This window comes from Duganella flavida, assembly GCF_009857445.1.
In the GTDB taxonomy this organism is placed as follows: Bacteria; Pseudomonadota; Gammaproteobacteria; order Burkholderiales; family Burkholderiaceae_D; genus Rugamonas; species Rugamonas flavida.
Map to the genome: position 1 here is coordinate 120,434 of NZ_WWCN01000003.1, position 24,478 is coordinate 144,911.

The following is a 24,478-nucleotide window of genomic DNA, read 5'->3' on the forward strand; positions in this document are numbered from 1 at the left end:
CCTTATTTATTGACAGGCGCGTAAGCCATGCATTCCACTTCAACCTCGCCGCCCAGTGCGAGGCCGTTGGCGCCGAACGCGCTGCGTGCGGGCAGGTGGCCCGGCTTGAAGTAGCTCGCATACACTTTGTTGAAGTCCGCCCACTTGCCCATGTCGGCGATCATGATGGTGCACTTGACGACGTTGTCCATGCCGAGACCCATGCCCTTCAGGATGTCGGCCACGTTGTCCATCGCCTTGCGCGACTGTGCTTCAAAGCCGCCTGGCACCAGGCCCTTGTCGTCTGTGCCCATCTGGCCGGACAGGTAGACGAAATCGCCGGCGCGCACGGCCAGCGAGAATGGACGTCCCGGCGGATTGCCCTTGTTGTAGAACTCCGCGTCGGCGGCGTGGGTGAGGCCTGCGCTAGCCAGCAGCGCCAAGGCGGCGGTGAGGTGTTTGAATGTCATGGCGTTCTCCTTTGTCGCGAAAAATTATAAACAGTTTGTTTAAAAATGGGAAAATAAACGCATGAATCAACAATTTGTTAAAACTCGATGAAAAAAGTTTCAGTGGCGGGCGAGCGCGTCGCCGTGATCAATGCCTTGCGGCCGGTGGTGCCCATGTTGGCGGCAATGGCAGGGCCGCATCTGGAAGTGGTGCTGCATGATGTGAACAAGCCTGAGAACTCGGTGATCGCGATTGCGAACGGCCATATCTCGGGGCGCAGCGTCGGCAGCTCGGTGCTGGAAGGGCCGCAGAATGATCGCGGCTTTGCGGCGGCGACGCGCATCAAATCGCCAGATGGCGCGGTGCACAGCCTCGTTGAAGATTATGTGACGGTGACCAGCGATGGGCGAGAACTGCGCTCGGCATCGGCGATTTTTCGCGACGCGAGCGGCGAACCGTTTGCGACCTTGTGTCTGAACGTGGACATGTCTGGTTTCCAGGCGGCGCATGGCTGGCTGTCGCAGATGTTGAAGCCAATGGTGGTGGCCGTGGCGCCGGCCGCACCGCTTGCGCCGCCTGAGTCGCAGATGGATACGCTGATGCAGGAGATTATCAGCGAAGCAGTGGGCCCAGGTGGCAGCGCCGAGACCATGAAGCGCGAGGAGAAAATCCAGGCCGTTGGCGCCATGCAGCGGCGCGGCCTGTTCATCGTCAAGGGTGGCGTGGAGCGGGCGGCGGCGGCACTCGGCGTGTCGCGCTTCACGGTCTACAACTACATGGAGCAGTTGCGCCGCCGCGAGCTGGAATGACTGCTACTGCCAGTTCATTAAACAAGGCGGTATAATGAGTAGCATGGCCAGGATGGCATAGACGATTTGCAGCGGCACCATCCACTTGGCCCACGTCAGCCAGGGGATGCGCGCCAGTGCCAGCACGCCGACGGTGATGCCGGAGGTAGGGATCATCGGCGTGGTGAATTCGCCGAACTGGTAGGCCAGTACTGCCGTTTGCCGCGACACGCCGACGAGGTCCGCCAGCGGCGCCATGATCGGCATGGTCAGCGCAGCTTGTCCGCTGCCGGAGTGAATGAAGAAGTTGATTACGCTCTGCATCACAAACATTTTCTGCGCCGCGAACACGGGACTGGATGACGCCACCAGCGGCATCAGCGCATGCAGCATGGTGTCGATGATGTGGGCGTCGCGCGCCAGTACCATCGCGGCGCGGGCCAGTGCGATGACCAATGCGGTGCCGACCAGATCGCGCGCGCCTTGCACGAAGGCGGCTACCAGCGTGTCTGAATCCAGCTTGCCGGCGACGCCCACCACTATCGCCATCGCCAAAAATAGTGCGGCAATTTCCTCGATAAACCAGCCGTAGCGCACCACGCCCACTACCATCGCAGCCAACGTGCCGGCGAAGATCCACAGTACCAGCCGATGCGTGCGCGTCAGCGATGAATGATGGTCGGCCGGCATGGCGCTGCGTTTTTCTTCGTCCAGCGCGTAGGTCGGGCTGCGTTGTGGATAGGCTTTGATGCGTGCTGCGTACCACATCAGGAACACGATGGTGGCGGCAGTCGCGAGAGCCCACACCAGCAGCCGGTAGCCAATCCCCGAAAACACCGGTATGCCCGCAATGCCTTGCGCGATGCCGACATTGAAGGGATTCAGGAACGCCGCAGCAAAACCAACCTGCGAACCGACGAACGGAATCGCCACGCCAACCACCGAGTCATAGCCCAGCGCCAGCGCTAACGGCACAAACAACAGCACGAATGGAATGGCTTCCTCGTTCATGCCAAAAGTCGCGCCGCCCAACGAGAACATGGTGACGAACACCGGTATCAGTGCGGCACGTACCGCCGGCGACTGCCGATGCGCTCGGGCGATGCTGCGGATTAACGCTTCAATCGCCTCGGTCTTTTGCAGCACCGCGAAGGCGCCGCCGACGATCAGCACAAATCCGATGATCAGCGACGCTTCGGTAAAGCCCTTGATCGGCGCGATCAGCAGCTGCACCGGGCCTTGCGGTGCGGCTGCCACGTACTGGAAGCTGGCAGGATCGACCAGCTGTTTGCCATCCACTGTGTGCGTTTCGTAGCGGCCGCCCGGCACCAGCCAGGTCGCCGCCGCAATCAGCACCAATATTGCGAACAGCAGCACAAAGGTGTGCGGTAGTTTGAGTTTTTTCATGGTCAGAGGCTCAGAAGTTTGCCTTCGCGGAAAGCCGTGCGGCCTGCGATTTTGCCGATGTTCATACCGCGCAGGACGTGGCGGAAAGCGCTGCGCGCGAAGAATACGCCTGCCGTTCCAGCCCGTACCTGGCTGCTTGCGCCGCTGACTGGATCGATTAGCTCCGCGATCACGCTGCCGGCTTCCACGCGGTCGCCCAAGGCTTTGCGGTACAGCAGCACGCCGGCCTGCGGCGCCAGCAAAGGCTGCACGGCTTCCAGCGCGCTGGCTGCACATAGTGGCGGTGGAAGTGGATTTTCATGCTCAAGTTCCAGCATGCCGTTCAGGGCGAGATAACGCAGGATGGCTTCCGCGTCGGCGTCGGCCAGCTGCTCGCTGACATCGCGCTCGCCGCGTAATTCGATGGTGGCGGCGATGCAGGCTGCCGGTATCGGATGACGGCCGGCGAAATGCTGCGCCAGTTCCCACCACAGACGGCTGCAGGCCTCGTCGAATGGTTCGCCGCCGGATTCGGTAGTCAGCAGCGTAGCGTGCGATTGCATCAGCGACGACAGCGGTGCAATGGCTGCCGCCAAAGGCGTGCCGCTGTAGATGTGCAGCACCGCCTCGTTATCGCAATGCAGGTCCAGCACGATGTCGGCGCCGATGGCGAGTTCCAGCAGTGTCTTTTTCAGTGTTTCGGCGTCATCTGCCGGGCGCCACTCAGCCAGTGAGGCGCGTGCGTGGCGGCGGATGATGCGGACGTTGGCGGCTGCGTCGTCGCCCAGTTCACCTTCCAGCGTTTGTTTTAGTTCCCCGGCCACGTGCTTGTAAGCGCGGTTGAAATTGACGCCGGTACGCAGGTCGAAGCGGCCAAACGGCGTGCCGTGTACCGCCTGCGACAGACCGATCGGATTGGCGGCGGGGACCAGCACGATCTCCGCCCGCAGCTTGCCTTCGCTCTCCAGCGCCGACAACCGGCGACGCAGGAATTGCGCCACCAGCATCCCTGGCACCTCGTCGGCATGCAGCGACGCCTGGATGTAGACGCGCTTTTCAGCTGCGGGGCCGAAGTGAAAACTATGCAGCTCATAGGCAGCGCTGCTGTGCGGCGCCGAAATCGGATGTTTTTGCACTCTCATGGTGATGGGCCGCCCCGGTTTGGGGCGCGATGGTTGGGATGCGGTCGATTATGTATCGCAATTTACACAAAGTAAATCGATGTAAGCAAATTTACAGAAAGTTGTTGAGTTTTGTTTTTGGCGTTGCTAAAGTTGCCTGCAAATAGGATTCCAAATTTTCCGGAAATGTAAGTATGCTTACACCTTTCGGAAAAGGAGAGCTGCATGAAATCAGTGAATACGGCGGAAGTAGCGTTTGCGCATTCGGAGCTGGGACAGCGCTTGTCGGGCGTGATGGCGGAAGGTTCCGCCTCCAACCGCAGCATTGCCGAGTACCTGCTGCGCAATCCGCTGCGCGTGACCGCGCTGAAGATCGACGAGATGGCGGAAGTGTGCCAGGTCTCCAATGCCACTATCAGCCGCTTTGCGCGCGACATCGGCTTTGGCAACTACGCCGCCATGCGCAGCGCGGTGGCCGAAACGCTGCACACAGAGATGCAGCCGGTGGACAAACTGCGCCACACGATTGAGAACCGCAAAGGCACGGTGTGGCCGGGCGATGAAAGCATGGAGTACGCATTGGCGAACATCAGCAGCACCCGCAACAATCAATCGCAGCAAGAGATGAAGCAGGTGGTGCAGAAACTGAGCAAGGCGCGCACCGTGTATGTGCTGGGTTTCGGCCTGTCGTCGCATCTGGCTGGTTTGCTGACGCTGCACCTGCAACCGTTCTGCCACCACGTGGTGGAAGCGGCAGCGGCAGGCGGCACCGAGGTGGCGGCCGGGCACTTGGCCAACATCGGTTCGGGCGATGTGCTGGTGGTGATTTCCTTCCCGCGCTATGCGCTGGATGTAATCCGCCTGGCCCAGTATGCGCGCGACCGCAAGGCTTGCGTGATTTCGATTACCGATGCGCCGGCGTCGCCACTGGTGGAAGTGTCAGAGCATGTGCTGTACGCGACCAGCAGCCATGCCGTGCTGCCAAGTAGCGCGACGGCGGCGGTGGCGGTGATTGAAGCGATGGCGGTATCGCTGATGGTGTCGAACCAGGACAACGTAGAAAAAGCTGCGCGCCTGACGGAGGCAATTTCGGCCTACCTGTATGGCGCCGGCACAAGCAACACCAAGAAGGTGAAGAAGCGCACCGCGAAAAGCGGCGCGTCATAACCGCAATTTCAACAGGGAGTGGGTAATGAGTCTGCATCAGAAGAAAAAACTGGCATTGAAGCTCGCAGTGGGCGTGACGGCGGCAGTAGCGCTGCCGGTCCACGCGCAAGACGAGGCGCAAAAAATCCAGCGCGTGGAAATTACCGGTTCGTCGATTAAGCGTATCGACGCCGAAACCGCGCTGCCGGTGCAGATCATTAGCCGCGAAGATATCGACAAGAGCGGCGTTACCACGGCCGCAGAACTGCTGAAGAATATCAGCGCGAACACGGCGCCGCTGTCGGATGGCGCCAGCATCACGGATGGCACTTCGGGCCAGCGCGGCTTCAACGGCGCCAACTTGCGCGGTATCGGCGTGTCGTCGACGCTGGTGCTGCTGAACGGCCGCCGCCTCGCCAACTTTGCTTCGCCGGGTGATAACGCCGGCGTCGACTTGAATAATATTCCGGCCGGCGCGATCCAGCGCGTGGAAGTGCTGAAGGACGGCGCCTCCGCTATTTACGGTACCGACGCTATCGGCGGCGTGATCAACTTCATCACCCGCAAGGACTACACCGGCGTTGAGCTGAACGCTTCGGCAGCAGGCACGCAGGAAGGCGGCGCGGGCAAGCGCACCGCTAGCGTCAGCGCCGGTTTCGGCAAGCTGCAGGATGACCGCTTCAACGTGTTTGGCGTGCTGGATGTACAGAAGCTCGATTCGCTGCGTTCCAGTCAGCGTGACTTTATCAAGGAACGTCCGCTGGCGGCCAACCTGCCTGCGCTCATGTCCAGCAATACCTACCCGGCCAATATCGACATCTCCAGCGCCCAGCGCGCGGCGCTGATCAGGGCAGGCGTGCTGCCTGCCGGTTCGACTGCTAACCGCATCAACCCAAGCGCACCGGATTGCGCGCCACCAGCCACGGTGTATGCCCCCAAAGGTCCGGGCGGCAAGCTGGGATGCAGCTACGACTACATGGAAGACACGGAGATTTATCCGAAGTCCAGCAAGATCGGTTTCATCGGCCGCGCAACTTTCCAGGTCAGCGCCGATCATCAGGTGTTCCTTGAACTGGTACAGTCGGAAGCGAAGAGCGACTATGTGCTGAGCCCTAATCCGCAGCGCATCCGCAACCTGCCGGTCAGCCTGCTGCCTGAAAAATATCGCACGGTGCTGAGCGCACCGGGTCTGCCGGCGACCTTCAGCGGCATCCGCTACCGCATGACCGAAGCGGGAAACCGTACAAATCAAGTAACCAGCGATGCGCAGCGCCTGGTGCTGGGCGCAACCGGCACCGTAGGCACCTGGGACTACGACGTCGGCCTGTCGCGCGCCGAGAACAAGGCGGTTGACAAATACGTGAACGGCTATGTGCTGTACGATAAATTCGACGCTGCTGCGCGTTCGGGCGTGGTTAATCCGTTTGGTCCATCGTCGCAAGCGGGCCGTGACCTGATCAACAGCATCAAGGTCAATGATGAAGCGCGAAAATCGAAGGGTACTTCGACTGCCATCGACGGCAAGGTCTCCACCTCGCCAGCGACGCTGGAAGGCGGCGACCTTGGCCTGGCTGTTGGTGCGGAAGCACGCCGCGAGCGCAGTACTTTCACGCCGTCGGCGCTGCTGCTGTCGAATAACATCGCCGGTGACCGTGATACTGGCCTAACTGCCGGCTCCACCACCGACCTGGTGGCGACCGACGATGGCCGCACCGTGGCTTCGGTCTACGGCGAGATTAACGCGCCGGTTAGCAAACAGCTGGAACTGCAAGCCGCGCTGCGCTATGACCATTACAGCGAAGTCGGTTCGACCGTCAATCCGAAAATCGGCGTGCGCTGGCAACCGGCCAAGCAGCTGGTGCTGCGCGGTTCGGCCGGTACCGGCTTCCGCGCACCGTCGCTGTCGGACTTGAAGCGTCCAACCACCTACGGCAGCGCATCGAGCTTCCTGACTGACCCTGAATGCGTGAAGAATGGTCTCGATAGCATCGACGGCTGTACCGATCAATGGCCGGTGGAGCGCCGTTCGAATCCGCACCTGAAGCCAGAGAAGTCGCGCCAGTTCTCGCTGGGAGCAGCGTTGGAGGCCATGCCGGGCCTGAACCTGACTGTCGATTACTGGGATATCCGCAAGACCGACGTTATCAGCACCCTGGGCGAACAAATCATCGTCGACAACGCCGCCAAGTACGACGGCAAGTACATCCAGCGTGACAGCGATGGCTTCATCACCAACATCATTCTGCAGAAGGAAAACCAGGGTAAGCTGAATACTTCGGGCGTGGATCTGGGCGTGGATTATAAAACCGCCAACAGCGCCGCCGGCCGCTTCTCGGTCAATGCCACCGGCACGCTAGTGCTGAAGTACGACCGCCAGTTCGGTCCACTGGAGCCGATGCGCAGTAATCTTGGCCTGTTCCTGAACGACCAGGTGATCCAGAAATGGCGCCACCGCGTCAGCTTCGGCTGGGATCGCGGCCCGCTCAACCTGACGCTGGCCAACCAGTTCTCGTCTGGCTATACCGACCAGAATACGACCTACGACCCGGTGGCCGATTCGCTGCTGCCGTCGCGCCGCGTGAAATCGTACTCGCTGTGGGACCTGACCGGCAGCTGGGCGATCAGCAAACAGGCCAAGCTCCGCGCCGGCGTGTTGAACCTGGCCGACACCGCGCCGCCGTACTCGAATCAGGCTTATTATTTCCTGGCAGGGTATGATCCTACCTATACCGATCCGCGCGGACGCAGCGCCTTCATCAGCGTAAGCTACGCATTCAAGTAAGGCAGGACCGGGGAGCGGCGCGCAAGCAGCCGTTCCTCTTTCTTTAGACGGGGAATATGTATGACGATTTTGGTAAAAGCGGTGCGCTTGATATGCGTATCATGCGTAGCGCTGGCAGCACTGTGCATTCAGGTTTCGTATGCGGCCGATGCGCCGCCGCAGGGCAACCTGCTGATCGCCGGCGGCGCGGTCCGCGCGGATAACACCATCATCTGGGAACGGCTGGTGCAACTGGCCGGCGGCATGGGCGCGCGCATCGCAGTGATGCCTAGTGCGGCCGGCAATCCTGAGCGTTCCGGCGCCAATCTCGCGAACACGCTGAATAAATACGGGGCATCGGCCTTCGTCGTGCCGGTGGCTGTGCGTCTCAAAAATTCCGATTACAAAGCGGCTGCCGAAGACGAAACGCTGGCGCGCTCGATCCGCGAGGCGGGCGGCGTTTATTTTGCCGGCGGCGACCAAGGCTACATCACCAAGGCGCTGGTGCGTCCGGATGGCTCGCGCACCGCCGTGCTGCAGGCGATCTGGGATGTGTACAACAAGGGCGGTGTGATCGGCGGCAGCAGCGCCGGCGCGGCCATCATGAGCAGCACCATGTACTACGAAGCCAAGACGGTGCTCGGCACCTTGGCCGCAGGCGTCAACGACGGCCGCGAACTGGCGCCGGGCCTGGGCTTTGTCGGCACCGACCTTTTCGTTGACCAGCACTTGCTGGCGCGCGGCCGCTTCGCCCGCATGCTGCCGGCCATGCTGAAGAAAAATTACAAGCTGGGACTCGGCATCGATGAAAACACGGCGATGATTATCAGCGGTAAGCGCGAGGTAGAGATTATTGGTTACCAGGGCGCGCTGCTGCTGGACCTGAGCCAGGCCAAGACCAATGGCGATATCAAGGAATTCAACCTGACCAATGCCCGCATCAGCTACCTGGATCGCGGTGACCGCTATAACCTCGTCACCGGCCAGTACACGCCGTCCGCCGATAAAGTGGATGGCAAGCTGGATCTGGCCAAGCCATTCCTGAATGAGCAGATCTACACGGCCGACATTTTGGCGCACAACATGGTGCTGGTGATAATGGAAAAGCTGATCAACAATGCCCGCAACGAGGCTATCGGCATCGCTATCGCGCCGCCGGGCGAGGAGCAGGACAACCTGGGGTTCGAGTTCAAGCTGACCCGCGACGCTGCCAGCGCTGGTTATGAATCGGCCACTTCGGACGCCTATACCATCCTCAATCTGCGCATGGACGTGCGTCCGCTGCAGATCACGCGGCCCTGGTATCACTAAAAAGGAACACTTAAGGGTAAATACTAAGTTCACAGTTGTATAAAATGTACGTATCCTTACACCTTTTTAAAAATCGAGAGCAGTATGACGGCAGGTAATGGAGTACCAGCGGACGTCGCGTTCGTGCAATCGGCGCTGGGCAAGGTGCTTGCGGGCGTCCGGGCGGAGGGTTCGGCCTCGCACCGCAGCATTGCAGATTACCTGATGCGCAATCCGATGCGCGGCACGGCGCTCAAGATTGAGGAGATGGCAGAGGGCTGCAAGGTTTCGACCGCCACCATCAGCCGCTTTGCGCGTGACATCGGCTTTAACAGCTACGGCGCGATGCGTAGCGCGCTGGCCGAAACGCTGCACACGGCCATGCAGCCGGTGGAGAAGCTGCGTTCGTCCATCGCCCGCCGCAAGGCTTCGCAGTCGCCGGGCGATGCGAGCATGGAGTATGCGAAGGCTAACCTGGCGACCACGCACAGTGCGAATTCACCGCAGGTGCTGGATGCTGTGGCGCGCAAGATCAGTGGTGCGCGTGCGGTGTATGTGCTGGGTCTTGGCATGTCGTCCTGCCTTGCGTCCATGCTGACGTTGCACCTGCAGCCGTTTTGCGGACACGTGGTGGAGATGGCGGCAGCCGGCGGCACCGAGGTGGCGGCCGGGCAGCTGGTACACATTCGCCGCGGCGACGTGCTGGTGGTGTTCTCCTTCCCACGTTATTCCATTGATGCGATGCGGCTGTCGCAGTTTGCGCGCAGCCAGCGCGCTACCGTGATTGCGATTACCGATAGTCCGTCGGCGCCGATGGTGCCGCTGTCTGATCATGTGTTGTACGCGAGCGGCGCGCATGGCGTGCTGCCTAGCAGTGTGGTGTCGGCGGTGGCGACGATCGAAGCGCTGGTGGTGTCGCTGATGGTGTCCAACAAGGCCAATGTGCGCAAGGCGGCGCGGCTGGGCGAGGTAATCGGTGAGTACATGGTGAATGGTGTGGCCGGCGGCGCTGTTTAGCGGATTTACTAAACTCGCAGCCTTATTTGTTTTTTGAATTGACCGTGATTCGGGCAAGCGCTATAACAGCGGAATGAACCTGTCCAAAATTCTCCCGGCCAGTGCGATCGCGCTGGCTTTGGCATTTCCGGCGTTCGCCACCGCCCAAAGTACGCCTGCAGCGGCGGTTGATGTCTTCATCGGCACCGGCGGCGACGGCCACACCTTCCCCGGTGCGGCGCGACCGTTCGGGATGGTGCAGCTCAGTCCTGATACGCAGGTGCGGCCGTTCCGCCAAAGCTATCCGTGGGCGGCTGGTTACCGTTACGAGGACGACAGCATTCTCGGTTTCTCCCACACTCACTTTTCCGGCACCGGCCATTCTGACCTTGGCGATGTGCTGCTGATGCCATTCAGCGGCGAGACCAAGTGGGAGCCGGGCTATCCGGAGCGGCCGTTTAGCGGCTACCGCTCGCGCTTCAGCCATCAGGACGAACGCGCGGAGCCTGGCTATTACAAGGTGCGGCTGGCGGATAACGAAGTTGATGTTGAGCTGACGGCCAGCGATCGTGTTGGTTTGCATCGCTATCGCTATGCCAAGGGCGCGGAGGCCAAAGTGATGTTGGACCTGCGCTCCAGCATTTACGATTACGCCGCCAAGAATTTGTGGTCGCGTCTTCGTGTGCGGGACAACACGCTGGTCACCGGCATGCGCGAGACGCGCGGCTGGGCGGCCGGACGGCAGCTGTATTTTGCGATCCAGTTCTCGCATCCGCTGACTGCGCGTTCCTTGCGCAATTTCGAGCGCGATGTTGAATATAAAGGTTTTGCCGGGCCGGCCGACAAAGTGTTGGTAGAAGGTAAGGCGCTGGCTGGCGCGCTGGAATTCGGCGTGCCGTCGGATGGGCAGTTGGAGATCAAAGTGGCGATATCGCCGGTGAGCGAGGAGGGCGCTATCGCCAACCTGGCCGAGATGCCGGGCTGGGACTTCGATGCGGAGCGTGCCAAGGCCTCCGCCGCGTGGAATGAAGCGTTGGGCGCTGTCGCCATCGAGGCCGAGCCGGAGATGCGCAAGATGGTCTACACGGCGCTGTATCACAGCATGCTGGCGCCTGGCCTGTTCATGGACCGCGATGGCCGTTATCGCGGGCCGGATAATGAGGTGCACCAAGCGTCGGGCTTCCGCTATCACTCCACTTTCTCGCTGTGGGATACCTATCGCGCGCTCCATCCTTTACTGACGCTGATCCAGCCGGAGCAGCGCAACGTCGACTTTGTGCGTTCGCTGATCGAGTCGCAGAAGCATAGTCCGTACGGCATTCTGCCGGTGTGGCAGTTCCACGGCCAGGAGACGTGGTGCATGATCGGCTACCACGCGGTGCCGGTGATTGCGGATGCGTACATGAAGGGCCTGAAAGGCTTCGACGCTGAAGAGGCCTTGAAGGCCATGACCAGCAGCGCGGAATATGGTCCGTACGGTGGCCTCGAACATTATATGAAGCTGGGCTACGTGCCGATCGACCTTGAGCCGGAAGCGGCATCCAAGACGGTGGAATACGCGTTCGACGACTGGACCATCGCGCGCATGGCGGAGAAGATGGGCAAGAAGGACATCGCTGCCCGCTATTACAAGCGCGCCCAGAACTATCGCAATTCGTTCGATGTGAAGACCGGGTTCCTGCGCGCGAAGAAATCGGATGGCACCTTCCGCGAACCGTTCAATCCAGTGCTGTCCAACTTCGGCAGCGATTACACGGAAGGCAGCGCGTGGCAGTACTCATGGTATATGCCGCACGATAACGCAGGCCTGATCAACATGCTGGGCGGCGACAAGGGCCTGCAGGACAAGATCGACCAGGTGTTCGACGCCAAAGTGGACGACAACGTGTACGCGCACATGGAAGACATTTCGGGCCTGATCGGTCACTACGCGCACGGCAACGAACCATCGCATCACGTGGCTTACCTGTACAACTACGCCGGCGCGCCGTGGAAGACGCAGAAGCGTTTGACCCAAGTGGTGGCGACGCAGTACAACACCAGCGCGGCGGGCCTGTCGGGCAATGATGATTTGGGCCAGATGTCGGCATGGCTGGCCTTCACTGCATTCGGCTTCTACCCGGTTGCTCCGGGTAGCAACGAATACGTGATCGGCCGTCCGTTCCTCGACAAAGCGGTGCTGAATCTGCCCAACGGCAAACACTTCACCGTGCGTGCGCTAGGGCTGAGCAAAGATAAGGTGTACGTCGCCGGCGTGACGCTGAACGGCAAGCCGCTGGCCCAAACCTACCTGCGCCACGATCAGATCACGGCAGGCGGTGAACTGGTATTCACCATGTCCAGCCAGCCAAACAAGGATTGGGGTAACGCTATCGGCACCCGCCCGTATTCCCAGACCGCTTACTGAGAACGGCACGTGGAATATGCAGCATTGATAATGTCTTTATTTTCATTTTTTTAAAACCTTTTTTGCCTTGTCAGGAATATACGGTAGGCGCGTACCAGCGCGCTTCCCGAAACCATTTATATGGATAACTGACATGAAAAAAGTATTCCTGAGGACTCTTGCCGGGTTGAGTTTTATTGCAGCTGGCGCCAATGCGCATGCTGTCACCGATCCAGCCAATGACTTCCTGTCGGTGTACACTGGCAGCAAGGACGGCGCATTTGATGTGTTGTCGGCAGACGTGGGCTATAACGCTGCCAGCAATGAATTTGTATTCCGTACCACCACACTCGGTCCGATTGCCGGCGTGAGTGGCGCAGCCTACGTCTTTGGACTGGATCTGGGTGGTTCGACCAACGCGCCGTTTGCTTCGGTCGGCTTGCCAGGTGTGACGTTTAACGCGACCGTGACGCTGCGCTCGGATGGTACTGGCAGCGTGGGGGCGAAAGCCATCAGCACGCATATCGTCGGCAACGAGATCTTTGCCACGGTGTCTGGCTCGCTGCTGCCATCCAAAGGCTTGGCGCCGAAGGACTATACCTGGACCGTGTGGTCGATTGATAGCCGCGTCGCCGGTCTTGGTCGCCTGGCTGACTTTGCGCCAGACGTCAACATCAAGGTCAGCCCAATTCCTGAGCCGGAGACCTACGCCATGCTGGGTGTGGGCCTTGGTATGCTGGGCTTCGTCGCGCGCCGCCGTTCGCGGACTATTCCCTCGCAAGCTGCTTATTGATGCGGTAGCTCGCGTATCTCAACGGTGCCGCCGGCTTCGTAGTTGGGATTCCCATTGAGGAGGCGGCGGGCGGCGTCGATGCTTTCGGCGCGGATGCGGATATAGCCGTTGATGGCGGTGAGCCCCGGCGGATCGGCGTGATGTTTTTTGAATGCGGCTCCCGCGCCGATTGAGCTTCCGCCATCGAATTGGCCGGATGCCCGCAACTGCGAGAGGTAGTCGTTCCAGCGTGCGTCGTCGTTGGCGATCGCCGGATCTAATACATCGTCGTGCATCAGGAGGATGTACTCGTTCATGCCGAAATCTCCGGCTCGCGGTTGTAGAAGGTGAGGCGGTTGCCGGCCGGGTCTTTGATCGACATTTCACGTCCACCCCACGGCGCTTCATCTGCGCCGGGGCGGGCGTGTTTGTATTCTTTGGCGATTAATTCGGCTTGGTAGGCGTCGACGTCGGTGGTGGCGATGCGGATAGCCGCGCCGGGCGAACAGTCGCCGAAATGGCCGGAGAGGTGCAGCAGGCAGCCATCTTTCGATACCTGCATGTACAAGGGGAAGTTGCCCTCGAAGCGGTGCTCCCAATCGACTTTGAAACCGAGGAAGTCGACATAGAATTCACGCGCCATCGTTTCGTCGAAGATGCGCAAGATGGGGGTGACTGTGCCAAGGCTCATGGCGCCTCCTTAGTTGTTTTAACAACTTTAGCACAGCCTCCGGACTCAGTACACCTCAGGGACGATGATTTCCTGCGGCACCGGGCGGCGCACGTAGTCGTCGTGATACTCGCGCTCCGGCAGGAGGATGGCCGGGTGTTCAACTTCCTCGTATGGCATTTGGCCGAGCAGGTGATGGATACAGTTCAGGCGCGCCTTTTTCTTGTCTACGCCTTGCACCACCCACCACGGCGCTTCCGGTATGTGGGTGCGCTCCAGCATCACCTCCTTGGCGCGCGTGTATTCTTCCCAGCGGCGGCGCGACTCCAGGTCCATCGGGCTCAGTTTCCACTGCTTGAGCGGATCGTGGATGCGGCCGAGGAAGCGTGCGTTTTGCTCTTCGTCGGAAATCGAGAACCAGTATTTGATCACCTGGATGCCGGAACGCGCCAGCATGCGCTCAAATTCTGGCACGGTCTGAAAGAACTCTTCGTATTGATCGTCGGAACAGAAGCCCATCACGCGCTCGACACCTGCGCGGTTGTACCAGCTACGGTCGAACAGTACGATTTCGCCGGCGGCCGGCAGGTGCGAGACGTAGCGCTGGAAGTACCACTGGGTGCGTTCGCGATTGTTCGGCGCGGGCAGGGCGGCCACGCGGCACACGCGCGGATTCAGGCGCTGGACGATGCGCTTGATGACGCCACCTTTGCCGGCGGCGTCACGGCCTTCGAAGATAATCACGACTTTATGACCGGTGTGGACTACCCAGTCCTGCAACTTGACCAACTCCGCCTGCAGGCGGAATAACTCGCGGAAGTAGAGACGGCGCTCTTCTTTGGCTTCGGCGCTGCGTTCGTGCTCGACGACTTGCTTGGTGTGCGGGTCGATCTCGCGGTCTTCCAGCTCCATCTCCAGCTCTTCGTCATAGCTGTCGGTCAGCTCGCGCTGGACGCGGTCCAGTAACTCGTGCTCATTCAGGTTCACGCACTGCTCCTCATTTTGCAATGAGGAGTAGCTTACGCGATGATTATTACGCGCTGATGACCATGCCCGGCAACGCCGGTTCAGCCGGCTGCGGCGCTTCCACGTCCTGCGTTGCCAACTCCAGCTCTTCGAAGGCGTCGTAAGTCAGCTGCATCAGGCGGTCCGGATCAGGTACCAGGTCGGTATCCACGAACAGCGCCAGCTGGATCTGGCCGGCGTAAGAGATGAAGGCCAGGCCGACCCCCAGTTTGCCCGCTTGCGGCACCCAGCAAATCAGATCCGTCAGGCGCGAGCCGGCCAGGTAGCGGCGGCTGGCCGGACCTTCGATATTGGTCAGCACCACCGAGCCTTTGGAGGTGAACAGGTTGAGCGCGAAGTGCTGCAGGGCGGTTGGCAGGCAGCCGGCGATCGACAGGAAGGCCATGGTCGCGCGCGGCTGGTGCGAGCGCTTGATGGCGGTCATGCGGCTGTTGGACAGGCGCAGGCGCTCGGTCGGATTATCCTCGTTGGTCGGCAGGTCGACGGCCACCAGTCCGAATTCGTTCCCCAGCTGGAAAGCGTTGCCCTTCTCGCGCAGGTTGAAGGTGACAGCGGCACGCAGGGCGCGGCCGTCGGGACGCTGTCCACGCTCGGACAGGTAGCTGCGCAGCGCGCCCGAGACGGCGGCCACCCAAACGTCGTTCAGCGTTACACCCATGCGCTTGGACATGGCGCGCACGCGGTCCATCTCCAGCGGCGGCAGCCAGACCAGCTGCTTGGCGCCGGTCATCGGCGCTTTGAACTGGGTGTGCGCATCGGGCCACAGAACGGACAGGCGCGCCACGTGGGCGCCGATCTTCAGCCATGACAGGCCGCGTACCACGGCCGAACAGACTTTGTTATGCGCCACCGCGCGATGCGGATGGCCGACCGGGGAAGGCGTTTTACCATGCAGGCCGTTGTCGTCGGTGAGGTGATTTAGCACGTGCACCAGTCCCAGGCCATCAGTGATGCAATGGTGGACGCGGAACACGATGGCGTGGCCGCCGTTGACGCGGTCCATTACCGTCATGTGCCACATCGGGCGGTCGCGGTCCAGCGGCAGGTGGGCTAGGCGGGTCAGGTGATCATGCAGCTCGGCGCGCGGCACGTCGTGTTCCATGCGCTCCAGTTCAACGTGGCGGTTGATGTCGAACTGCTCGTCCTCTACCCAGTGCGGGCGGCCGCGCAGGCGGATGACTTTCTGCGTAAAGCGGGGATAGTTGGGCAGACGGTGGGCGATGGTGGACACCAGCCGCTCCATGTCTACCGGGCCTTCGAACAGCAGGATACTGTTGATGACCATGAGGTTCTTTTCCGTGTCCATGCGATGCCATGCATAGTCGCGTCGCGTCATTGCCGCTGGTGCTGCGTGGGCTTTGCTCATTTCGTGCTGTCTCCTGTGCGGCGTGGGTCTTTGCCCATCATCTCGCTTATATTTTTATGGGTGCTGCGGACTTCTCAGTTTGTGTTTCCGGTACATCTGCTGCTGCGGCTTTGCCTTCTGCCGATTTCGGTGCGCGTGGGCGCAGGGCGTAGCGGTTCAGGCCAATCATGTGGATGCGGCATAAGTACTCGCTCCAGTTGATGGCGCCCGCATCCACGTTGTAGCGCGCCTGGTCTTCGCTGCTGAAACGCTGGGCCAGCGCTTGCAGGCGGTCGCTCTGAAAGATGTAGCGTGGCGCGGTGTAGAACGAGAAGGTGAGGGCCAGCAGCTGCGTGGTGCGCAGGGCTTCGAGCTTCGGCGATTCGCCTGCTCCCAGCAGCTTGCGCACGCCGCTCCAACTGGCCGCGCCGATGCGCATGGCGCGCAACATCAGCAGGAACAGCGGACGGCTTACCACGCGGAAGTCGTGTTTCGGCTCGTTGTAGAACAGGCGTTCGTACTGGCGCCAGTTGCGCTGCGACTCGCCCTTAATCAGGTCAATCACGCGGCCGACGGTGATGGGGTTGGTGGCGCCGGTGCAGGCCTGGTAGATGCGCAGGGCCGGTAAGGCTTGCAGCGCTTCGGCCGATGCCAGCACAATGCTGTTAGCCACCAGGTCAGCCGGCACGATGTCCACCACCTCATTCGGCTTGGCCGGGAAGAAGTTGGTTTTGTCGCGGGCGTAAGCGAGGATGATGGCGTCGGCCACCTTCACGCCTTCGATCCACCCCGGTACAGGTTCGGCTAATGTGCTCTCGATGATGGAAGGGCGCACGATGGTCAGCGAGCGGCCGCGCATGGCGGCCATTGCCAGCTGCTCGCCCATCCACTTGGTGAAGGTGTAGGTATCATTCCAGCCGTGATAATTGGCTTCGGCGATGCCCAGCTCCGTCAGGCGGCGCGCCAGTTCTTCCGGCTCGCGCACTTCTGCACGCAGCATGGCGATGCGGTGCTGCAGGTGCTGCAGCAAACCGTATAAATCGTAATGGCCGTCGGCGTGGCGCGGGATGGCGGCGCGCGCTGGCGGCACATTGTGCTCAACCATCTGGCCCCGATTGTAGCCGTTGACGTAACAGGTCGATACCTGGATTAGCGGCGCATGGCCAGCACGCGCCAACTCGGTGATGTTTTGCACGCTGGTGGCGTTGATGGCCAGCGCTTCGTCCAGCGCTTCGCGGAAGTTGACGCTGGCGGCGGCGTTGATAGTCAGGTCGACGCGGCGCGCCAGCGCGTTGAATTCGGGGATCGGCATGCCGAAGCCGGGCTCCGTCACTTCGCCGGTGATGCACTCAATTTTTTCGGCGAAGAATTCGGCCAGGAAGGCAGGGCGCTCGGCGCGCAGGCGGTCGAAGACAGAGGAGGTGGCGACGTCGCGCTCGAAGCGGGTACGGGCGTCGGCGCCGTTGCGGCCACCGCGAATCAGCAGCACGATGCGGCCGATGTCGGGCACGCTGCGGATCAACTTCTCCAGTACTACCTTGGCGAGGAAACCGGTGCTGCCGGTGATCAGGATGCGTTTTCCTGAGAGTGCCGCTTGCACATTCAATGCTGGTGTCATAGGTTTCTCGGAAACGAACGGTGTCAGAACTGCAATGAACCGATCTTAGAGCGAAACCTCGTGGTCACTAGCTATTTTGCACTGGCTTGGGGAGCCAAACGCATGGCGTGGGGAGTCATCCCCGATGGCGCTGCGGGTTGGCCGCTGCGGCATTTGTACAACGGGTAAGGAGAGTGGAAGCTCATTCAACTCCGGTGCCGGGCTGATTTCTGCGAAGTTTTGCCCAAAAAGCTAGTTTCAGCATTTCGATGAAACGCTGGTGATTGTCGTTGAAGTGTTCATCGCTTGCATATTTCGTGAGCTGGTATTTGACTTCCGACGTCATAGAATTTCCCCTATAACTTGCTGCTCCGCAGCAACGTTGATAAATGCTCAAAACAACACCGGCCGCATGAGGCGGCCGGTGTTGTTTATTTGTCGCTACGACGATATTAGTTGTCGCGGATACTCCACGCCCGGTTGATGCTCAGGGCCGCCAGCGAGCTGACTGCGCCGGACAGCAGGTACAGACCGGCATACGCCAGACCGAAGTGCGAGGATACGCCCAAGGCTACCAGCGGTGCGAAGCCTGCCCCCACCAGCCACGCCACGTCCGACGTAAGTGCCGCGCCGGTGTAGCGGTATTTCTGCGGGAAGTTGGAGGTCACAGCGCCAGCAGCCTGGCCATACGACAGACCCAGCAGCGAGAAGCCGATCAGGATGAAGGCATCCTGGCCCATCTCGCCGCCGTCAATCAGGAACGGCACGAACAGGCTGAAGATACCGATCATGGTCGCCAGCGTACCCAGCGTACGACGGCGACCGACGTGGTCTGCCACGAAGCCGGAGATGATGATGCCCAGCGCCATCAGGCACACGCCCAGCATCTGCACCTGCAGGAAGCCTGCCAGCGAACGCTGCGAGGTGAGGGTGATCCATGACAGCGGGAACACAGTCACCAGGTGGAATAGAGCGTAGCTAGCCAGCGCTGCCAGCGCGCCGATGATGACGTTGCGCGATTGCGAGCTCATCAACTCACCGACCGGCACCGGATCCAGCTGGTGCTCGTCCAGCAGGTGCGAGTATTCATGTGTGGTCACCAGGCGCAGGCGGGCAAACAGGGCCACCACGTTGATGGCAAACGCCACGTAGAACGGGAAGCGCCAGCCCCAGTCGAGGAAGTCGAGGGAAGTCAGCGTGCTCAGCATGTAGGCAAACAGGCCGGCTGCAATGATGAAGCCGATCGGCGCACCTAGCTGGCCCAGCATGGCGTACCAGCCGCGCTTGTGCTCGGGCGCATTCAGCGCCAGCAGCGACGGCAGGCCGTCCCACGAGCCGCCCTGGGCGATACCTTGCCCGATGCGGAAGATGGATAAAAGCACAATCGACCAGGTGCCGAGCGAGGCGTAGTCGGGCAGGAAGGCGATGCCGGCGGTAGACACGCCCATCACCATCAGCGACAGCGTTAGTTTTGCTTCTCGTGTGAAACGATGCTGTACTGCCATAAAAGCGACAGTTCCGATGGGGCGTGCAATAAAGGCAAGCGCAAAAATGGCAAAAGCGTATAGTGTTCCGTCAAGCCTGCTCTCGTACGGGAAGAACACGGACGGGAACACCAAGGCTGACGCAATGGCGTAGACAAAGAAGTCGAAATATTCGGAAGCGCGCCCGATCACCACGCCAATTGCGATTTCTCCGGGAGAGATATGCCCATCCCTGGCATTGATACTGCGTGCGCCAGGGCTCGTTTGATGATGTTCGTGGACGCCAGCTGCTTGGACGTCACTGATAGAAGTCGTGTTAGCCATAGTCTCTTGTCTCGTGTTAGTTGTTCTTACAAGGGCTGTCCAGGCGGGTAGGACAAAGTGTCCAATGGCAAGAACGGTCCTTAGTGAGTACAGTAGCATGTTCCCAATATTCTGTAACGTACATTACCGCATGATTCCTCCTATCGTTCGTCGTGGATTGCTCCTCGCACCGTTATTGTGGCTCGCTGGCTGCGATACGGTGGTGCTCAATCCTTCCGGGGATATCGCAGCGCAGCAGGCACACCTTGTTGTTGTGTCAACCTTGCTGATGTTGTTGATTATCGTACCTGTCATGTTCCTGATCTGTCTGTTCGCCTGGCGCTATAGAAAGTCAAATACCGCCGCCGAATACAAGCCGGACTGGGACCACTCCACCAAGCTCGAACTGCTGATCTGGGGCGCACCGCTGCTGATCATCATCGTGCTGGGCCTGATCACCTGGATTTACACCCACTTGCTGGACCCATACCGTCCGCTGAGCCGCATCGACGAAAAGCGTCCGATCGCTGCCGGCGTCAAGCCACTGGAAGTACAAGTGGTGTCGATGGACTGGAAATGGATGTTCATTTACCCAGAGCAGGGCATCGCTACCGTGAACGAACTGGTCACCCCGATCGACGTTCCAGTACGTTTCCACATGACCTCGAGCTCGGTGATGAATGCGTTCTACATCCCTGCGCTGGCCGGTATGGTCTACACCATGCCTAGCATGGAAACGCAGCTGAACGCGGTAATGAACAAGGTAGGCGTGTACGACGGCTTCTCCGCCAACTACAGCGGCGCCGGCTTCTCGGACATGAAGTTCAAGTATCACGGCGTCACGCAAGCTGACTTCGACGCATGGGTCGCCAAGACCAAGACCAGCAGCAGCGCGCTCACCCGCGCCGAGTTCCTGGCCCTGGACAAGCCGACCACCAAGCACCCGATCATGCACTTCGGTACTGTGGACGCAGGCATGTACGACCTGATCCTGAACCGTTGCGTGGCTGAAGGCAGCACTTGCATCAACACCCAGATGCACCAGGATGCAACGCGCATCAAGGCAGCGGCAGCCATCAAGAAACTGCCAGAAGAAGTGTGCGAGCCGACCAACGTCGCCGCTACTACTGCTCAACCTACCCGTAAAGAATGACCATGTCTGATCTGAATCTCACCAATCTGATCTTTGGACGGCTGTCGCTGGAAGCAATTCCTTACCACGAGCCTATCCTGATCGGCACCTTCGCTATGGTGGCGATCGGCGGCCTCGCGCTGCTGGCTGCCATGTTTAAATTCCGCCTGTGGGGCCCGCTGTGGCGCGACTGGATCACCTCCATCGACCACAAGAAAATCGGCATCATGTACATGGTGCTGGGTATCATCATGCTGCTGCGCGGCTTTGCCGATGCACTGATGATGCGTGCGCAACAGGCTATCGCTTTCGGCGATAACCCTGGCTTCCTGCCGCCGCACCACTACGACCAGGTATTCACCGCCCACGGCACGATCATGATTTTCTTCGTCGCCATGCCGCTGGTTACTGGTCTGATGAACTACGTGGTGCCGCTGCAAATCGGCGCACGTGACGTTTCGTTCCCGTTCCTGAATAACTTCTCGTTCTGGATGACCACCTTCGGCGCCATGCTGACCATGGTGTCGCTGTTCATCGGTGAATTCGGCAAGACCGGCTGGCTGGCGTTCCCGCCACTGTCGGGTATCGCTGCGTCGCCTGACGTCGGGGTTGATTACTACATCTGGTCCTTGCAGGTCGCGGGTGTGGGTACCACACTATCTGGTGTCAACCTGATTGCGACCATCGTCAAGATGCGCGCACCAGGCATGTCGATGATGAAGATGCCGGTCTTCACCTGGACCGCACTGTGCACCAATGCGCTGATCGTTGCGACCTTCCCGATCCTGACCATCACCCTGGCACTGCTGTCGCTGGACCGTATCGCCGGCTTCAACTTCTTCACCACCGAACTGGGTGGTAACCCGATGCTGTACGTGAACCTGATCTGGATCTGGGGCCACCCAGAGGTGTACATCCTGATCCTGCCAGTGTTCGGCGTATTCTCGGAAATCGTTTCGACCTTCTCGGGCAAACGTCTGTTCGGCTACACCTCGATGGTGTATGCAACCGTCGTGATTACCGTGCTGTCCTACCTGGTATGGCTGCACCACTTCTTCACCATGGGTTCGGGCGCGAGTGTCAACTCGTTCTTCGGTATCACCACCATGATTATCTCGATCCCAACCGGCGCGAAGATTTTCAACTGGCTGTTCACCATGTACAAAGGCCGCATTCGCTTCACCGTGCCAATGATGTGGACCGTCGGCTTCATGCTGACATTCGTAATCGGCGGTATGACCGGCGTGATGCTGGCGGTGCCACCGGCTGACTTCGTGCTGCACAACTCGCTGTTCCTGATCGCTCACTTCCACAACGTGATTATCGGTGGTGTCGTGTTTGGTCTGTTCGCTGGTATCAACTACTGGTTCCCGAAAGCCTTCGGCTACAAGCTGGATGAATTCTGGGGCAAGGTATCGTTCTGGTGCTGGCTGGTGGGCTTCTGGGTTGCGTTCACCCCGCTGTACATCATGGGCTTCATGGGCGTGACCCGCCGTATGAACCACTTCGATGATCCATCGCTGCAGATCTACTTCATCGTTGCTGCCATCGGTGCACTGATCATTGCTGCTGGTATCGGCGCCTTCCTGGTACAGCTGGGCCTGAGCTATATGAACCGCGACAAGCTGCGCGACGTCACCGGTGACCCATGGGATGGCCGTACCTTGGAGTGGGCAACTTCGTCGCCACCGCCAGACTACAACTTCGCGTTCACCCCAGTGGTGCACGACAGCGATAGCTGGTCGGACATGAAAGCCAACCAGTACAAGCGTCCGTTGAAAGACTTCGTTGACATCCACATGCCGAAAAACACCGGCGCCGGCTTCATCATCTCGGCCCTGTCGTTTGGCTTTGGCTTCGCCATGATCTGGCAGATGTGGATTCCTGCAGCACTGGCCTTCGTCGCCATGCTGGGTGCGATCATCGTTCACACCTTTAACTACAAGCGCGATTACTACATCAAAGCTGATGAAGTAACTCGTACCGAAGACGCGCATACTCGTTTCCTGGAAAGCCATGTCTGAAATTAACGCAAACGGCGCCGTGAGCGCCGACCCAAGCGCGCGTTACTACGTGCGTGAACACCACCCAGAGAACGGCACCTTGCTGGGCTTCTGGATCTACCTGATGAGCGACTGCCTGCTGTTCGCCGGCCTGTTCGCCGCTTACGCAGTCCTGGGCCGCAGCTATGCGGGCGGCCCGTCGGGCGCGGAACTGTTTGACCTGCCGCTGGTGGCCCTGAATACCGGCTTCCTGCTGCTGTCGTCGATCACCTACGGCTTCGCCATGATCGCCTCGCAGCGCAAGAACCTGAAAGCCACCATCGTATGGCTGCTGGTAACCGGCGCCTTCGGCCTGTGCTTCCTTTACCTGGAGGTGTTCGAGTTCCTGCATCTGATCCACGAAGGTGCTGGTCCGCAGCGTAGCGCGTTCCTGAGCTCGTTCTTCGCCCTGGTCGGCACCCACGGCCTGCACGTGACCTTCGGTACCGTGTGGCTGGTAACCCTGGTAGTGCAGCTGTCCAAGCACGGCCTGACCCACGAAAACAACCGTCGTCTGATGTGCCTGTCGATGTTCTGGCACTTCCTGGACGTGATCTGGATCGGCGTCTTTACCTTTGTCTATCTGATGGGAGTCCTGCCATGAGCGCACCACATAATCACCATGAGCACGACCACCACGGCCACGACGATCACGGTCATGGCGATGACGGCCACCACGGCAGTCTGAAGGATTACGCGATTGGTTTCATCCTGTCGGTCATCCTGACCGCGATCCCGTTCTGGCTGGTGATGAACCACGCGTTCGAGAAATCGAGCACCACGGCCATCGTTGTGCTGGCATTCGCTGCGGTGCAGGTGATCGTCCACATGGTCTACTTCCTGCACATGAACGGCAAAGCTGAAGGCGGCTGGTCGATGCTGGCTACCGTGTTCACCGTTGTGCTGTTGTTCATCGTACTGTCCGGTTCGATCTGGGTCATGTACCACATGAACAAGAACATGATGCCGTCGATGGGCAACGACGCCCACAACATGCAAGACATGCAATGATGACGGGCGCGATTAAGCGCCAACGTCCCCGCGCCCTGCGCGTCATCCTGGCCCTCGTGGCCGGGGTGATGTTTGCAGGGTTTTTTGCTTTAGGGACGTGGCAAATCTTCAGGCTTCAATGGAAACTGGCGCTGATCGAGCGCGTGGAGCAGCGCGTGCATGCGTCGCCGGTGGCCGCGCCATCGCGCGCACAATGGCCGCAGTTGAACGCCGAAGCGGACGATTACCGCCGCGTGCAGTTGAGCGGCGTGCTGCTCGACGGCTCGACCACACAGGTACTGGCGTCGCTGGATCGCGGCATCGGCTACTGGGTGGTGACGCCGCTGTGCACCGCCGATGGCATCGTGATGATCAACCGTGGCTTCATCGAAGCGGGTGTTGGCGGATGGAAGCCGCAACCTGCGCCGCCAGCTGCGTCGGCGGATGCTTGCGCAGGCGCGCAAGGCCCGACGGTATCGTTCAGCGGCTTGCTGCGATTGAGCGAGATGGCAGGGCGCTTGCGCGCTAACGAGCCGTCGCGGAATTACTGGTACACGCGTGACGTCCAGGCGCTTGCTGCGGCGCGCGGTTTGCCGGCTGTCGCGCCATATTTTGTTGATGCCGATGCGCCGTCCGCGCTCGCTGCAGGTCCGGTTGGCGGCGTACAGCCGAAAGGCGGACTGACGGTGATTTCCTTCGTCAACAACCACTTGGTTTATGCTATCACTTGGTACGCACTGGCCCTGATGGTGGTCGCTGCGGTAGTCTGGGTAATCCGAGATGCGCGCAAACAAAAATCCTAATCCTTACGATC

Annotated in this window: 22 protein-coding genes; 12 read left to right on the forward strand and 10 right to left on the reverse strand. The window is 60.2% G+C overall.

Features of this window, described 5'->3' with window-relative positions; all coding sequences use genetic code 11:
- Window positions 1-2: 2 nt before the first annotated feature.
- Window positions 3-449 carry a RidA family protein gene (locus tag GTP46_RS05080; protein ID WP_161005543.1) on the reverse strand — a complete coding sequence of 149 codons (447 nt, stop codon included), beginning with the start codon at window positions 447-449 and terminating at the stop codon, window positions 3-5.
- A gap of 87 nt (window positions 450-536) precedes the next feature.
- Between GTP46_RS05080 and GTP46_RS05085 the strand changes: the two genes are divergently transcribed.
- Complete coding sequence (locus tag GTP46_RS05085; RefSeq protein ID WP_161005544.1) at window positions 537-1,238, forward strand: helix-turn-helix transcriptional regulator; 702 nt, start codon at window positions 537-539, stop codon at window positions 1,236-1,238.
- Window positions 1,239-1,241: 3 nt separating this feature from the next.
- On the opposite strand, the gene GTP46_RS05090 is transcribed toward GTP46_RS05085, so the two are convergent.
- Window positions 1,242-2,624: a YfcC family protein gene (locus GTP46_RS05090; RefSeq protein ID WP_161005545.1), complete on the reverse strand. Its 1,383-nt coding sequence runs from the start codon at window positions 2,622-2,624 to the stop codon at window positions 1,242-1,244.
- A gap of 2 nt (window positions 2,625-2,626) precedes the next feature.
- Window positions 2,627-3,745, reverse strand: a complete 1,119-nt coding sequence (locus GTP46_RS05095) for a succinylglutamate desuccinylase/aspartoacylase family protein (RefSeq protein WP_161005546.1) — start codon at window positions 3,743-3,745, stop codon at window positions 2,627-2,629.
- A gap of 204 nt (window positions 3,746-3,949) precedes the next feature.
- Between GTP46_RS05095 and GTP46_RS05100 the strand changes: the two genes are divergently transcribed.
- From GTP46_RS05100 to GTP46_RS05125, 6 genes are all read left to right on the forward strand, one after another.
- On the forward strand, window positions 3,950-4,891 hold the full coding sequence (locus GTP46_RS05100) for a MurR/RpiR family transcriptional regulator (RefSeq protein WP_161005547.1): 942 nt from the start codon (window positions 3,950-3,952) through the stop codon (window positions 4,889-4,891).
- Window positions 4,892-4,916: 25 nt separating this feature from the next.
- Window positions 4,917-7,652, forward strand: a complete 2,736-nt coding sequence (locus tag GTP46_RS05105; RefSeq protein ID WP_161005548.1) for a TonB-dependent receptor — start codon at window positions 4,917-4,919, stop codon at window positions 7,650-7,652.
- A 60-nt stretch (window positions 7,653-7,712) separates the two neighbouring features.
- On the forward strand, window positions 7,713-8,942 hold the full coding sequence (locus GTP46_RS05110; protein WP_161005549.1) for a cyanophycinase: 1,230 nt from the start codon (window positions 7,713-7,715) through the stop codon (window positions 8,940-8,942).
- Between the two features lie 84 nt (window positions 8,943-9,026).
- Window positions 9,027-9,938, forward strand: a complete 912-nt coding sequence (locus tag GTP46_RS05115; protein ID WP_161005550.1) for a MurR/RpiR family transcriptional regulator — start codon at window positions 9,027-9,029, stop codon at window positions 9,936-9,938.
- Window positions 9,939-10,011: 73 nt separating this feature from the next.
- Window positions 10,012-12,324: a GH92 family glycosyl hydrolase gene (locus GTP46_RS05120; RefSeq protein ID WP_161005551.1), complete on the forward strand. Its 2,313-nt coding sequence runs from the start codon at window positions 10,012-10,014 to the stop codon at window positions 12,322-12,324.
- A gap of 133 nt (window positions 12,325-12,457) precedes the next feature.
- Window positions 12,458-13,096, forward strand: coding sequence for an FxDxF family PEP-CTERM protein (locus GTP46_RS05125; protein WP_161005552.1), 639 nt, complete (start codon window positions 12,458-12,460; stop codon window positions 13,094-13,096).
- Here GTP46_RS05125 and GTP46_RS05130 read toward each other — a convergent pair.
- The 7 genes from GTP46_RS05130 to GTP46_RS05160 all read right to left on the reverse strand — a co-directional run bounded on the left by GTP46_RS05130 (window position 13,090) and on the right by GTP46_RS05160 (window position 19,521).
- Window positions 13,090-13,392 (reverse strand): YciI family protein, encoded by a 303-nt coding sequence (locus GTP46_RS05130; RefSeq protein WP_161005553.1) that lies wholly within the window; start codon window positions 13,390-13,392, stop codon window positions 13,090-13,092. The genes GTP46_RS05125 and GTP46_RS05130 overlap by 7 nt on opposite strands.
- Window positions 13,389-13,766, reverse strand: coding sequence for a glyoxalase superfamily protein (locus GTP46_RS05135; protein ID WP_161005554.1), 378 nt, complete (start codon window positions 13,764-13,766; stop codon window positions 13,389-13,391). Before GTP46_RS05135 ends, GTP46_RS05130 begins: the two co-directional genes overlap by 4 nt.
- A gap of 45 nt (window positions 13,767-13,811) precedes the next feature.
- The gene (ppk2, locus tag GTP46_RS05140) at window positions 13,812-14,657 is read right to left on the reverse strand and encodes a polyphosphate kinase 2 (protein WP_371869578.1); all 846 of its coding nucleotides are present in this window, start codon (window positions 14,655-14,657) and stop codon (window positions 13,812-13,814) included.
- Between the two features lie 121 nt (window positions 14,658-14,778).
- On the reverse strand, window positions 14,779-16,137 hold the full coding sequence (locus GTP46_RS05145) for a wax ester/triacylglycerol synthase family O-acyltransferase (protein ID WP_161005555.1): 1,359 nt from the start codon (window positions 16,135-16,137) through the stop codon (window positions 14,779-14,781).
- A 46-nt stretch (window positions 16,138-16,183) separates the two neighbouring features.
- Complete coding sequence (locus GTP46_RS05150; protein ID WP_161005556.1) at window positions 16,184-17,734, reverse strand: fatty acyl-CoA reductase; 1,551 nt, start codon at window positions 17,732-17,734, stop codon at window positions 16,184-16,186.
- A gap of 181 nt (window positions 17,735-17,915) precedes the next feature.
- The gene (locus tag GTP46_RS05155; RefSeq protein ID WP_161005557.1) at window positions 17,916-18,059 is read right to left on the reverse strand and encodes a hypothetical protein; all 144 of its coding nucleotides are present in this window, start codon (window positions 18,057-18,059) and stop codon (window positions 17,916-17,918) included.
- Window positions 18,060-18,165: 106 nt separating this feature from the next.
- Window positions 18,166-19,521, reverse strand: coding sequence for an MFS transporter (locus tag GTP46_RS05160; protein WP_161005558.1), 1,356 nt, complete (start codon window positions 19,519-19,521; stop codon window positions 18,166-18,168).
- Window positions 19,522-19,651: 130 nt separating this feature from the next.
- Here GTP46_RS05160 and cyoA point away from each other — a divergent pair, with 130 nt between their 5' ends.
- The 5 genes from cyoA to GTP46_RS05185 are packed head-to-tail and all read left to right on the forward strand — an operon-like array spanning window position 19,652 to window position 24,467.
- Complete coding sequence (gene cyoA, locus GTP46_RS05165; RefSeq protein ID WP_161005559.1) at window positions 19,652-20,653, forward strand: ubiquinol oxidase subunit II; 1,002 nt, start codon at window positions 19,652-19,654, stop codon at window positions 20,651-20,653.
- Window positions 20,650-22,656, forward strand: coding sequence for a cytochrome o ubiquinol oxidase subunit I (cyoB, locus tag GTP46_RS05170; RefSeq protein ID WP_371869565.1), 2,007 nt, complete (start codon window positions 20,650-20,652; stop codon window positions 22,654-22,656). Before cyoA ends, cyoB begins: the two co-directional genes overlap by 4 nt.
- Window positions 22,649-23,278: a cytochrome o ubiquinol oxidase subunit III gene (cyoC, locus tag GTP46_RS05175; protein WP_161005561.1), complete on the forward strand. Its 630-nt coding sequence runs from the start codon at window positions 22,649-22,651 to the stop codon at window positions 23,276-23,278. The genes cyoB and cyoC overlap by 8 nt, the downstream gene beginning before the upstream one ends.
- The gene (cyoD, locus tag GTP46_RS05180) at window positions 23,275-23,685 is read left to right on the forward strand and encodes a cytochrome o ubiquinol oxidase subunit IV (protein ID WP_161005562.1); all 411 of its coding nucleotides are present in this window, start codon (window positions 23,275-23,277) and stop codon (window positions 23,683-23,685) included. Before cyoC ends, cyoD begins: the two co-directional genes overlap by 4 nt.
- Complete coding sequence (locus GTP46_RS05185; RefSeq protein WP_161005563.1) at window positions 23,682-24,467, forward strand: SURF1 family protein; 786 nt, start codon at window positions 23,682-23,684, stop codon at window positions 24,465-24,467. Before cyoD ends, GTP46_RS05185 begins: the two co-directional genes overlap by 4 nt.
- Window positions 24,468-24,478: the final 11 nt, after the last annotated feature.